11 protein-coding genes are annotated in these 12,186 nt (G+C 56.3%); 9 read left to right on the top strand and 2 right to left on the bottom strand.

Features of this window, described 5'->3' with window-relative positions; genetic code table 11:
* Positions 1 to 11: 11 nt before the first annotated feature.
* From kduI to STSP2_RS15415, 5 genes are all read left to right on the top strand, one after another.
* Positions 12 to 842: a 5-dehydro-4-deoxy-D-glucuronate isomerase gene (gene kduI, locus STSP2_RS15435; RefSeq protein WP_146663627.1), complete on the top strand. Its 831-nt coding sequence runs from the start codon at positions 12 to 14 to the stop codon at positions 840 to 842.
* Positions 843 to 870: 28 nt separating this feature from the next.
* Entirely contained in the window at positions 871 to 1,632 is a 762-nt protein-coding gene (gene kduD, locus STSP2_RS15430; protein WP_146663626.1) for a 2-dehydro-3-deoxy-D-gluconate 5-dehydrogenase KduD, read from the top strand.
* A gap of 75 nt (positions 1,633 to 1,707) precedes the next feature.
* Entirely contained in the window at positions 1,708 to 2,391 is a 684-nt protein-coding gene (locus STSP2_RS15425; RefSeq protein WP_146663625.1) for a bifunctional 4-hydroxy-2-oxoglutarate aldolase/2-dehydro-3-deoxy-phosphogluconate aldolase, read from the top strand.
* 15 nt (positions 2,392 to 2,406) lie between these two features.
* A complete protein-coding gene (locus STSP2_RS15420; protein ID WP_146663624.1) occupies positions 2,407 to 3,507 on the top strand; it encodes a sugar kinase in 1,101 nt (366 codons plus the stop codon).
* Between the two features lie 73 nt (positions 3,508 to 3,580).
* The gene (locus tag STSP2_RS15415; RefSeq protein ID WP_146663623.1) at positions 3,581 to 4,954 is read left to right on the top strand and encodes a hypothetical protein; all 1,374 of its coding nucleotides are present in this window, start codon (positions 3,581 to 3,583) and stop codon (positions 4,952 to 4,954) included.
* 91 nt (positions 4,955 to 5,045) lie between these two features.
* Here the strand turns inward: STSP2_RS15415 and STSP2_RS15410 are convergent, their stop codons facing one another.
* A complete protein-coding gene (locus tag STSP2_RS15410) occupies positions 5,046 to 6,101 on the bottom strand; it encodes a class I fructose-bisphosphate aldolase (protein ID WP_146663622.1) in 1,056 nt (351 codons plus the stop codon).
* A 278-nt stretch (positions 6,102 to 6,379) separates the two neighbouring features.
* Here STSP2_RS15410 and STSP2_RS15405 point away from each other — a divergent pair, with 278 nt between their 5' ends.
* Genes STSP2_RS15405 through STSP2_RS15390 form a run of 4 tightly spaced genes read left to right on the top strand, consistent with a single transcriptional unit; the run spans position 6,380 to position 10,295 of the window.
* Positions 6,380 to 6,772, top strand: coding sequence for a BlaI/MecI/CopY family transcriptional regulator (locus STSP2_RS15405; RefSeq protein WP_146663621.1), 393 nt, complete (start codon positions 6,380 to 6,382; stop codon positions 6,770 to 6,772).
* Positions 6,773 to 6,794: 22 nt separating this feature from the next.
* Positions 6,795 to 8,123: a M56 family metallopeptidase gene (locus STSP2_RS15400; RefSeq protein WP_146663620.1), complete on the top strand. Its 1,329-nt coding sequence runs from the start codon at positions 6,795 to 6,797 to the stop codon at positions 8,121 to 8,123.
* Between the two features lie 31 nt (positions 8,124 to 8,154).
* On the top strand, positions 8,155 to 8,919 hold the full coding sequence (locus tag STSP2_RS15395; RefSeq protein WP_146663619.1) for a collagen binding domain-containing protein: 765 nt from the start codon (positions 8,155 to 8,157) through the stop codon (positions 8,917 to 8,919).
* On the top strand, positions 8,916 to 10,295 hold the full coding sequence (locus STSP2_RS15390) for a carboxypeptidase-like regulatory domain-containing protein (protein WP_146663618.1): 1,380 nt from the start codon (positions 8,916 to 8,918) through the stop codon (positions 10,293 to 10,295). Before STSP2_RS15395 ends, STSP2_RS15390 begins: the two co-directional genes overlap by 4 nt.
* A 16-nt stretch (positions 10,296 to 10,311) precedes the next feature.
* On the opposite strand, the gene STSP2_RS15385 is transcribed toward STSP2_RS15390, so the two are convergent.
* Positions 10,312 to 11,508, bottom strand: a complete 1,197-nt coding sequence (locus STSP2_RS15385; protein WP_146663617.1) for a hypothetical protein — start codon at positions 11,506 to 11,508, stop codon at positions 10,312 to 10,314.
* Between the last annotated feature and the right edge of the window lie 678 nt (positions 11,509 to 12,186).

Raw genomic sequence — 12,186 nt, 5'->3', positions numbered from 1 at the left:
GAGGTTTCACAATGCAGGTTAGATATTCCGCAGATCCGGTAAGATTTCAACGCATGACAACAGAAGAGATTCGCTCTGAGTTCCTCATCGAATCCCTCTTCGAATCAGACAAGATAGACTTCGTCTATTCCGACATCGACCGCGCGGTCATCGGCTCCGCTGTCCCCGTCGAAAAGTCTCTCACCCTCGCATCCGCTGACGAACTCAGAGCCCAATACTTCTGCCAGCGTCGCGAGCTCGGCATCCTCAACGTAGGCTCCGCCGGCAAGATCACCGTCGACGGCCAGGCCTTCGACATGGCAAACCGCGACGCCCTTTACGTAGGCATGGGCTCAAAAGAGATTACCTTCGAAAGCGCAGACAAATCCTCCCCAGCCTGTTTCTACCTGCTCAGCTATCCCGCACACAAGACCTACCCAACCGCCCAGGCTCGCAAGGCAGACGCAGCCGCCGTCAACCTCGGCTCCGAAGAGCAGTGCAACAAACGCACCATCTACAAGTACATCCACCCCGACGGCGTCAAAAGCTGCCAGCTCGTCATGGGCTTCACCGAGATCGCGGACGGCTCAGTCTGGAACACCATGCCCCCGCACACCCACGCACGCCGTATGGAAGCGTACCTCTACTTCGACATCCCCGAAGATGCCCGCGTATTCCACTTCATGGGCAAACCCGAAGAAACACGCACCATCACCGTCGCCGACAAACAGGCGATCATCTCCCCAAGCTGGTCCATCCACTCAGGCGTCGGCACAAAAGCCTACACATTCTGCTGGGGCATGGGCGGCGAAAACCAGGCCTTCGACGACATGGACCACATCACCATCGACCAGGTAAAATAAGCAAATTAACACAAACACAGGAGGCACAATGATACTCGACAAATTCAAACTCGACGGCAAAACAGCGATCGTCACCGGCGCAGCACGCGGACTAGGCCAGGGCATGGCTCTCGGCCTCGCCGAAGCGGGCGCAGACATAGCGGCAGTCGACATCCTCGACATGGACGACACCAGGGCCAAAGTCGAAGCACTAGGCCGCAAATGCGTCACCATCCCCGCCGACCTATCCGACAAGGCCTGCGTCGACACCATCGTCACTAAAACAGTAGACGAACTCGGCGGCATCGACATCCTCGTAAACAACGCCGGCATCATCCGCCGCGCACCCCTCGCCGAATTCACCGAAGCCGACTGGGACGACGTGATGAATATCAACATCCGCACTCTATTCTTCCTCTCCCAGGCAGTCGCAAAAATCTTCACCAAACAGGGCCGCGGCGGCAAGATCATCAACACCGCCAGCATGCTCAGCTTCCAGGGCGGCATCCGCGTTCCGTCCTACACCGCCTCAAAAAGCGCGGTAATGGGCCTGACTAAACTCCTAGCCAACGAACTCGCCGACCAGAACATCAACGTCAACGCCATCGCACCCGGCTACATGGCCACCGACAACACCGCTCCCCTCCGCGCAGACCCGCAACGCTCCAAAGAGATTCTTGGCCGCATCCCCGCGGGCCGCTGGGGCACCCCCGAGGACCTTGCAGGCGCAGCAGTCTTCCTCGCCTCACCCGCAGCCGACTACATCCAGGGCTACACCCTCGCGGTCGACGGCGGCTGGCTCGCACGATAACCAATGCTGAACCCCATCGGCAGGGCGGCCCGATCCGTCCTGCCGGTTTCACCATCTCAATAAAGGAACCGTATCATGGCACGATACTCACGCATGCAGACCCTCACACTCATAAAACAGATCGGCCTCCTGCCGCTCTTCTACCACCCCGACTCGGACACCGCCAAAAAGATCGCTTCCGCGTGTCTCGCCGGAGGCGCACGCGTCATCGAGTTCACCAACCGCGGCGACCGCGCCATCGAACCCTTCACCGAACTCGTCAAGCACCGCGACACCGACAGCCCCGACCTCGTCCTCGGCGTAGGCTCCGTCCTCGACGCACCCACCGCCGCTGCATACATCGCAGCAGGCGCGGACTTTATCGTAGCCCCCATCTTCTGCCCCGAAACCGCACGCCTCTGCAACGCCCGCAAAATACCCTACCTCCCCGGCTGCGGCTCGCTCAACGAGATTCACACCGCCCACCAGGCGGGCGTCGAAATATGCAAGCTCTTCCCCGCAAACACCGTCGGCGGCCCAGCCTTCGTCAAAGCCGCTCGCGCCCCGATGCCCTTCACCGACATCCTCCCGACAGGCGGCGTCTCACCCGACCCAGAAAACCTTCGCGAATGGTTCACCGCCGGCGCAGCCGCAGTCGGAATGGGCTCAAAGCTCGTATCAAAACAACTCATTGCAGCAGGCGACTACGCCTCCCTCACCGACACCGTCCGCAAAACCCTCGAAACGATCAACACAATAAGAATCGAACTGAAAGAATAGACACAGGAGCCTCAAATGTCTGTCCTGAACATCAAACCAGCACAAAACTGCAAATACGACATCCTCTCCCTCGGCGAAATAATGCTCCGCTTCGACCCCGGCGACACCCGAATCCACACAACCCGCTCCTTCCGCGTCTGGGAGGGCGGCGGCGAATACAACGTCGCCCGAGGACTCCGTCGCTGCTTCGGCAAACGCGCAGCCGTCGTCACCGCCATACCCGACAACCCCGTCGGCCGCCTCCTAGAGGACCTCATCCTCCAGGGCGGCGTAAACACCGAATACATCCGGTGGCAGCCCTTCGACGGTATCGGCCGCGACACCCGCGTAGGCCTCAACTTCGTCGAAAAAGGCTACGGCGTACGCGCAGCTCTGAGCTGCTCCGACCGCGCCAATTCCGCCGCCTCACAGATACAACCCGGCCAGATCGACTGGAACTCCATCTTCGCCAACGACGGCGTCCGCTGGTTTCACACAGGCGGCATCTTCGCGGGCCTCGCCGAAAACACAGCCCCCGTCATCATCGAAGCCGCCCGCGCTGCCCAGGCAAACGGCACAATCGTCTCCTACGACCTCAACTACCGCGCCTCCCTCTGGAAATCCATCGGCGGCCAGCAAAAGGCCCGTGAAGTCAACCGCGCCATCGCTCCCTACGTCGACGTCATGATCGGCAACGAAGAAGATTTCTCCGCCTCCCTCGGCTTCGAGGTCCCCGGCCTCGATGCAAACCTCTCAAAACTCGACCCCTCCAACTTCAAGAAAATGATCGAAAACGCCGTCGCCGAATATCCCAACTTCAAAGTCGTCGCAACCACCCTCCGCAACGCAACCACCGCCACCCGCAACGACTGGGGCGCCGTCATCTACGCCGACAAGCAGTTCCACGAAGCGACAATGCGCCCCCAGCTCGAGATCTACGACCGCGTAGGCGGCGGAGACTCCTTCGCATCGGGCCTCATCTACGGCCTCCTCGAAGACAAATCCCCCGCCCAGGCAGTAAACTACGGCGCGGCCCACGGTGCCCTCGCAATGACTACCCCGGGCGACACCACAATGGCAACCCTCCCAGAAGTAGAACGCGTAATAAATGGAGCATCCGCCCGAGTCTCTAGATAATCTCCAAAAACCGCACTTGCCAACAGCCCCCATATTCACTATCATCTCCCCATCACCCTAACGGAGAAAAACAGTGAATACACCACGGCCCAGCCATGAAAACATACGCAGAACCCTCCTCCTGCAGTTCCTCATCGGAGCCTGCATACACCTCACCTTCGCAGCCATTGTCCTGAACACCGACTCAGCCTGCACCGCCGTCAAAACCTCCACCACCCAGCAAACCTGGATCGCCCCCGACACCATCTCCTACGTCAACCCCGCCGAAAAATACCTCTCCGAATTTGACCGCCACGGCCTCCTCGGCCCTCCGAACCGATACCGAACCATGGGCTACCCCGCACTGATCGCCCTCACCATGAAAATCTCCCCAACCCACTGGATCACGCTCCTCATCTACTTCCAGGCCGTCGTCTCCGCACTGATCTACCCGGCCCTCAGCATTATCTCCCGCACCCTCTTCGCCTCCACCACCCGCCAGCTCAACGCACTCTTCATCTTCATGCTCTTCGTCGGTGCCTACGTCTCCCGCGTCGCATACGTCCTCACCGACCTCATCTTCGTCGTTTCCTTCTACGCAGGCCTCGCATCCGCAATGCTCATGATCATCCGCCGAAGCTGGCTCTGGCTCATCCCCCAGGTCCTCCTCATCGGCTACGCCTCCCTCGTCCGTCCAACCCTCTACTTCTTCCCCGTCCTCCACCTCGCCATCCTCACCGCTCTCGCCGTCCGGCACTGCCGCACCCACAAAACCCCCGCACTAAAATACGCCGCCCTCATCCTCTGCTCGATCATCCCCATCACCGCCATCGCCGCCATCCCCACCATAAAAAATTACAAACACTACAACACCGCCGTCCCCTCCCACGTCCTCGGCATCAACGCCTTCAACATCACCGGCAAATACGTCCTCACCCAGCAGAACCGTCAGGACCTCTACCAGCAATACCTCGCCGAGATAAAGGCCCAGCCCGACCCCGCCTCCGAGTACCACAAAAGAGTCGAATCCGCCGTCAAAATATTCAAACAGTACCCCCTCACAACCCTCCGCGCAATGGCCGGAAGCTCCGCAAAAATGCTCGGCATAACGCACTGGCTCCCCGCTTTCCAGCACTTCAACAAAAGCTGGTGGTACCTCTCCTCCAACGCCCGCAACAAGGCCGAAAACTCAACCCTCGTAAAATACGTCTCCCTCTTCTTCGCCGCCGTCCACCTCGCCGTCTACGCCGCCTTCGCACTCTTCCTCCTGAATCTGCTCACACACAAAAAGCTCACCTTCCTCCTCATCCTCCTAGCAACCCTCGCCTACCTCATCGGCCCCGTATTCATCGCAGGCGGAGGCGCACGCCTCAGACTCCCCGCCGAAGGCATCATCATAATCTGCGCCCTGCACTACATATCCCACAAGCTCACCAGCAAAACACAACCTGCCCACACCGCAAGATAACCACCCCAAACACACACAAAAAAACCGGGAACGCACCCAAACCGCGCTCCCGGCTATTTCGTTTCATCCTCTCACTGCGTCCTTCACCGCACTAAGCCAGCCCGATCTCCTCGGTCAGATACACATCCTGCACCGCATTCAATATCTTCACCCCTTCCTCGAACGGCCGCTGAAACGCCTTCCTCCCCGTGATCATTCCTGCACCGCCGGCCCGCTTGTTCACCACAGCCGCCTTCACAACCTGCTGCAGATCGTTCTCACCAGAGGGCCCGCCCGAGTTCACCAGCGGCGCCTTGCCCATATAGCAGTTCACCACCTGATACCGCGTCAGATCGATCGGATTGTCGCTGCTCAGCTTCTCATAAACCAGCGGATGCGTCTTCCCCACATCGATCGCCTCAAACCCGCCGTTGCACGTAGGCTGCTTCTGCTTTATCACATCCGCCTGGATCGTCACCCCAAGATGATTCGCCTGCCCCGTCAGATCCGCCGCCGTCTGATAATTCACCCCGTCCTTCTTGAACCCCGAGTTCCGCAGATAGCACCATAGCACCGTAAACATCCCCAGCTCATGCGCCATCTGAAACGCCTCGCTTATCTCCTCGATCTGCCTCGGCGACTCCTCCGACCCGTAATAGATCGTCGCCCCCACACCGACCGCCCCCATCTCGAACGCCTGCCGCACCGACCCGAACATCTTCTGATCATACGTATTCGGATAGCTCAGCAGCTCGTTATGATTTATCTTCGCAATGAACGGTATCTTGTGCGCATACTTCCGACACGTCGCTCCAAGCACCCCCACGGTCGACGCAACCGCATTGCATCCGCCCTCAAGCCCAAGCTTCACAATGTTCTCCGGGTCGAAATAGATCGGATTCGGCGCAAAAGACGCACCCGCCGAATGCTCGATCCCCTGATCCACCGGCAGGATCGAAAGATACCCCGTCCCCCCGAGCCGACCATGATCGAACATCGTCTGAATGTTACGCAGCACCGCCACCGGCCGATCCGACCCCGCCATCGCCCGATCCACAAAATCAGGCCCCGGCACAGCCAACTGCCCCTTACCCACCGTCGAACACTTATGCCCAAGCAATGCATCCGCCTCACCGCCAAGTATCTCCGCAATCCTGTCAACACTCATATCGCTCCCTTTCAATTGACTATACCAGTAACGCGCACCATACAAACGCCACAGCACGCTCGCCAACGATTATATAACGAACCCCAAATACATCGTATTAGGATAATCCTTATTTTTCACTAACCGCCACCGCCCCACATCCCTGTGAAGTCCATAAAATCCCGCAAATCTCCAGAAAATATAAAATTATTCTTTGACATTACGCCACGATCTACTATGTTTACAGTAGCTACGGCAATTACAGTAGAGTCCCGGGTCCGCAAAAAGGAGAAAACCCCATGCCGCGAAAACAAAGTCAAAAAGAAAACTCTCGCCCATCCGAACTCGAACTCCAGGTCCTATCCGTCCTCTGGGACAAAGGCCCCGCATCCGTCCGCGACGTCATGAACTCCCTTCCCGATGGCAAACAGCGTGCATACACCTCCGTCCTCTCCGTCATGCAGGTCATGGAAAAGAAACGCCTCCTCACCCACACCCGCCAGGGCAACACCCACATCTACAAACCCACAAAACCCCGCCGTGCCGTCGTCGACCCCCTAATGAAACGCCTCGCAAGCAATATCTTCAACGGCTCAAAGGTCAGCATGGTCCAGTCCCTGCTCGGCAGCGAAAAACTCACAGACGCCGAACTCGCCAAACTCGAACAGCTCATCGAAAGCAAAAAGAAATAACCTGCATATAAACGGAGCCCCCATGTCTGCCATATTAGACATCTTCACCGACCAGCTCATCCGAACCGCCACCCTCGCACTCGCCCACAGCCTCTGGCAGGGCACCGTTATAGCACTCCTCCTCTGGCTATACCTCCGTAGCTCCCGCTCCGCACCCGCAACCCGCTACGCCGTCTCCTTCCTCGCGATCATCATCCTCGCAGCCACACCCATCCTCACCTATTCACTCATCAGCCTCGATACCCCCGCGCCCTCATACACCACAACCGAATACGTCCCCCGGGCCCAAAAACAGACACAAACACAAACCCAGCCGCAAGCCCACGCAAACGGCGCCGATCTGCCCGCCGAACCCCCGATCTCGCAAAACAACGGCACCAACCCCGATACACAGCCCGCATCCGCAAAACCGGCACCAGCTAAATCCTCCGAACACCACGTAACTGCATCCACCCTCACCACCCTCAAACACCACTGGCCCCGCATCCTCTTCACCGCCTACATCCTCGGCGTCGCCGCAATGCTCATCCGCCTCCTCGCCCATCTCACCGGCACACTCACCCTCAAACGCTCCCTCACGCCCGACACTGACCCCGACCGCAACGCTGTCCTAACAGCTCTAGCCTCCCGCGCCCGCATCGCCAGAAACATCACCCTCGCACTCTCCAACCGCGTCCTCGTCCCCTGCACCGTGGGCCTCATCAAACCTGTCATCATCCTCCCAGCGTCCCTCATTACGGGTCTCGACGAAAACCAGCTCCGCGCCGTCCTCGCCCACGAGCTCATGCACATCAAACGTCACGACTGGATCTGTACCATCCTCCAGATGCTCATCGAAGCCCTCCTCTTCTTCAATCCCGCCACCTGGTGGATCGGCCGCCAGATCCGCCTCGAACGCGAAGCCGCCTGCGACCGTAGCGCCCTAAGCAGCCGCATCACACCCCGCGACTACGCCCGCCTCCTCTTCGACTTCGCCTCAGCACACAAAACCAAAGCTGTCGCACCTGCCTTCTCCTCCGCAAACCCGCCCCAGCTCACCGAACGCATAAAACGTCTCCTCACACCAACCTACCGCTCCGCCGCGATCCGGCCCGGCATCATACCCTCCGTCATCGTCATTGCCTTCTTCATCCTCGCCTTCGTCTATTTCCATAAAGCGACCGAATCCACCCTCAAATACGTCGGCGAAAACCTCTCCCCCCAGCAGCGTGCCCAAACCATGCAGCAGATCAGCGAAGACTACTCCGACAATACAAGCCTTCTCCCCGAGGACCAGAAAATAACCGTCTCAGGCACCATCACCACCGAAGACAACAAACCCCTCCCAAATCCATACCTGCAAAGGTTGTGACGGCAAGAAACATAAATCTGTTGCTGTTAGCTTGGAAATAAGTCCCTATGAAGATAATCGTGCCTGGCCTGCGATTGACTCTGATGGTAAGTTTTCTTTTTCTACACGACTCAAGAAATTCTATATACTGGCTCGCCCCAGAAAGGACTATGCTATAACATTCTTCGGCCCCTATAAATTCGCGCCCGGCCAAACCGTTACAGATCTAACCCTCAAACTCAAAAGGGGCTTCACCTCCTCTGTCAAGTTTCTTGACCAAAACGGCCGCCCCATACCCAATGTCCAACTCACCGGCGGCTTCCCCGAACCGCCCGACTACTCGAGCTGGCGTCATACCATCAAATCCGAAAGCGACGAACAGGGCGTCGCAGCCATACAGCACACAACCGACAGCCCCGCAAATCTAACCTGCGAAGCGCCCGGCTACATTAAAGACTCCAGACACAAGATCGATCTGTCTCCCGACAAACCGTATACTTGGCAGCTAAACCCCGCCCCGACAACCCAGATAACTGTCCTCTCAAAAAAGACCGGCCAACCCATCCCTGACGCTGCCGTACTCTTGTATGGAGACGAATACCAGCAAATGGGAAATTATTACATCGACCGTCCAAAATGGACGACCAATGAAACCGGCCTCTTCGAATTAAAAACTCTCGCTCCCGGCGAACAGTACCGCGTCCTCCTCTACCACCCCGATTACCAGCGACGCTACGTTGACATAACGGCAGGTGACAAGGTCACTGCAAAACTCAATGACTTCCAGTCGATAACAGGTAAATTACAGGTGATATGAGCAAACTCAGCAACGACGAAAAAGGTGAATTTTTTAAATTTAGAGATTACGTACGCCTTGCTCCCTACCATTCCTCAACAGATGTAAGCAAAAAAGTCTATGTTGATATCCACAACAACAATGCTCACTTCGAGATCACAAATTACTACGGCCACGAACTGCAAATAGAGATAGGCGACTTCTCCCACACCATCGACATCGACGAAGACGACCTCAGCGACGTCGTCATAAATATCCCCACACCCGAATCCTTTGAAACCCGCAAGGTAACCTTCGAATTCGTTCCCGCCTCGCCGTCTCAGCCCATCCCCGACTCGGGCAAATTCAAAGTAACCTATAAAAAACTCCCCTCCGCCCGCTACGCTCATTCAGAAACCCTCGACATAAAAACTGGCACTGCCCAGATCAAAATACCAACGCCCAATAGGATATCATGGCAGCCCACCAAAGATACTAACTTCTTCTTCTACCGAGACAGCGCAAAGATCAACTCCGCTTCCAGCACAATACAAACTATCAAATGCTATCCCGCAGGCGCCATCTTCGGCAAATTCAAAAACACCTCGCCTAACCAGACTCGTGCAAACCTGGGCATCCACGTAATAGAACGCTCCCCCGCGTTACCCGACAACCGCCACCAGACCCCCATCGTCAACCTGAACGGTTCCGTTGGTTCCATAGACCTCCGCACCGAAGGCTCCTATTACATAGGCCCCGTACCTCTCGACGGCGAATACGGCATCACTGTAACTGTCGGAAACTACTACTGGCTCACCGACCCCATCAAACTGACCCCAAAACGATCCATCTGCGAGTACGACATCACTATCCCCCAAAACGCCGTCGATCTCAAAGGCACACTGCTCGACACCCGAAGAAACCCAATAACAGACGCGACCATTTCCTTGCATATTGACGCCCCGTTCGGCGGACGAACACACTCCTACGGCGACACAATAGAAACCGACCAGAAGGGCCGCTTCACCATCCCCTCAGTCAACCCTGATCCCAAACTCGAATACTCCATCACCTTCACCGCACCCGGCTACGTCAAAACGAAACACGAACTCACCCCGACCGCCCACAACAAACTCACCCTCGAACCTGCCCTCACCGTCACCGGCACGGTCATCGACAAAAAGACCGGCAAACCAAAACCAAACATCAGGATCAACTTCTGGCCCACAACAGGCCGCGACGCCAACCTGAAACTCTTCGAAGTCACAACCGACAGCAACGGCCGCTTCACCGCCTCACAGTTCGCCAACACCACCTACAATTACCGCCTCGAAAAAGACTACTCCTACTCCAGCAAAAACACCGGCAAAATAAACCCCGCCAAAACCCCAAATACAAAACTATACTGGAACCCATGACTACCACATCCAACCGTTAGAAGCCAACTATCTTCGCAACCACCAAATCCTCCTCATCCTCCACAAGGATTCTCAAGGGCCCAACAGCCCCTTCCCCAGCAGAAGCCCGTTCAATCGATACACTGCTGGCCATCAAATACCCGTCACCTGAACCGACAAAAGAATCCACACCCGCCGGCCCATCCGCGATCTTCCTCGATTCTACGATCTCACCGGCGCTGCCGACCATCCACACCCAGCAGCCGCCCCCAAGCTTCGTCCCTGCGACCGCGAACCCATCCCCGCCGTCCGCCATAAGATACATGCCCAGCCCCATTCCGTCATAAAGCTCCACATCGTCCCACTTCAAATTCAGATCGCTGTCATACCCACGCACCCTCATCTTGAAATTCATGAACTGACCGCGATTATGGCACACCGCATAATCACCCGTCGAACTCATCCCCACCGCCGCATGCCTGCCCTTAAAGTTCACCTCTTTCAAAATTTTGCCGTCCTTATCGCACTTTATCAGCAGTGCCTCGGAAGGCCCCGCCCCGAACTTGTCATACTCCCCGCTGTCCACCGCGATCACAAAACTGCCATCCTCACCAACCGCCATCGACCACGCAAACTCCTCCTTGCCCCGGTCATAAGTCTTTTCCCACAAAGTCTTACCCGTCTCATCGATCTTGGTCACCCACGCATCAACCTCGTCCCCCATCTTCTGACCCGATATCAGATAACCGCCTTTCAACTTCGCCATCGACCGCATCGCATAAGAATTCCCTGCCTCACCAACCCGCCCAATAATTTTAGATTCTCCGGCCTCGTCAAAACCTATCATCCACGTTTCAGACCCGCTCGAGGCAACGATCACCCGTTCTTTCTCAGGGCAGACTACATCACTGTCCCAGCTTCGAACGTGCTCGATCTCAGGCCCTGTGATCTCCTTTACCCACTCCCGCTGCCCATTCGCATCCAGCTTCCAGATCCACAGCCCGTTATAGGTCAGAGAATTCCCCGTCCATTTCGATTCACTGACAACCAGATAAAGGCCCCCATCCTCGGCCATGATGATTCGTGGATTCCTGTCACTGAAATTACCATTGCTGTAAACCCTCACCCATCCCCCGCGATTACCTTCCGACTCAACCACATCACAAAACCCGCTCCCGCAAAACATAAACACAAAAGCAAACAGCAAAATCGACCGGCCGTTCAGTGCAGTCATAGATTTCTCCTCTCGCAAGCTGTGCAGTTGCCATAATAAAAAGACATGGAACCCATTATACCGCCAATCAGACCGACCGCAAAAGTAAAAGTATTCTAAAAATTCTGAAACCTGAACGTGCACATTTGCCCCAAACGCGCCCCCATGGTTGAAATCGCAGAGAATGCAGAAAGACCTGTCAAACAAAATAGGTCATTACGAAATTCAATTGGAGAAACGCAAGCAGCGATCGAATCTACCCGACCATCAACCGCACCCACCAGCCGCATAATATTAACAAAAAAGGTCCGCCGAGAATGGACCCATCAAAAAGTTCGTCGGAGGCGCGGCTGTTGAATTCTTGCTCCACATTATTCCGCACTTGTGTAGTGATTTTATGGATACACTTTGTGTCATTCCTGCGGAGGCAGGAATCCAGCATAAAATAGAGTTGTATTGCGACTTCCTTACTCTTGTATCTTGCTTCCTTTAGATTTTCTTCGTGCCCTTCGCGCCTTCGTGGTGAAACTGTCTTTACGGTACTTTTCCCCACGCGCCGGCGGAGATATATCCATGAAATTCTCCTACTTGACTGGTAGGAAATGCCTTGTCACTTTTCACCCCTTTTCACCCCACTTTCATACCCAAAACGCGCGCTTTTACCCTACTTTTGCCCATTTTTGCACCCCCAAAAATCGC

Source organism: Anaerohalosphaera lusitana (assembly GCF_002007645.1).
GTDB classification, from domain to species: Bacteria; Planctomycetota; Phycisphaerae; order Sedimentisphaerales; family Anaerohalosphaeraceae; genus Anaerohalosphaera; species Anaerohalosphaera lusitana.
The sequence above is the reverse complement of the archived record's forward strand: the minus strand, read 5'-3'. Positions and strand labels throughout refer to the sequence as shown.

Coding starts and splice junctions, on each gene's coding strand:
- STSP2_RS15410 (WP_146663622.1), bottom strand. CDS start 6,101: ATGAGTGTTGACAGGATTGCGGAGATACTTGGCGGTGAGGCGGATGCA.
- kduD (WP_146663626.1), top strand. CDS start 871: ATGATACTCGACAAATTCAAACTCGACGGCAAAACAGCGATCGTCACC.
- STSP2_RS15385 (WP_146663617.1), bottom strand. CDS start 11,508: ATGACTGCACTGAACGGCCGGTCGATTTTGCTGTTTGCTTTTGTGTTT.
- STSP2_RS15425 (WP_146663625.1), top strand. CDS start 1,708: ATGGCACGATACTCACGCATGCAGACCCTCACACTCATAAAACAGATC.
- STSP2_RS15390 (WP_146663618.1), top strand. CDS start 8,916: ATGAGCAAACTCAGCAACGACGAAAAAGGTGAATTTTTTAAATTTAGA.
- STSP2_RS15405 (WP_146663621.1), top strand. CDS start 6,380: ATGCCGCGAAAACAAAGTCAAAAAGAAAACTCTCGCCCATCCGAACTC.
- kduI (WP_146663627.1), top strand. CDS start 12: ATGCAGGTTAGATATTCCGCAGATCCGGTAAGATTTCAACGCATGACA.
- STSP2_RS15400 (WP_146663620.1), top strand. CDS start 6,795: ATGTCTGCCATATTAGACATCTTCACCGACCAGCTCATCCGAACCGCC.
- STSP2_RS15420 (WP_146663624.1), top strand. CDS start 2,407: ATGTCTGTCCTGAACATCAAACCAGCACAAAACTGCAAATACGACATC.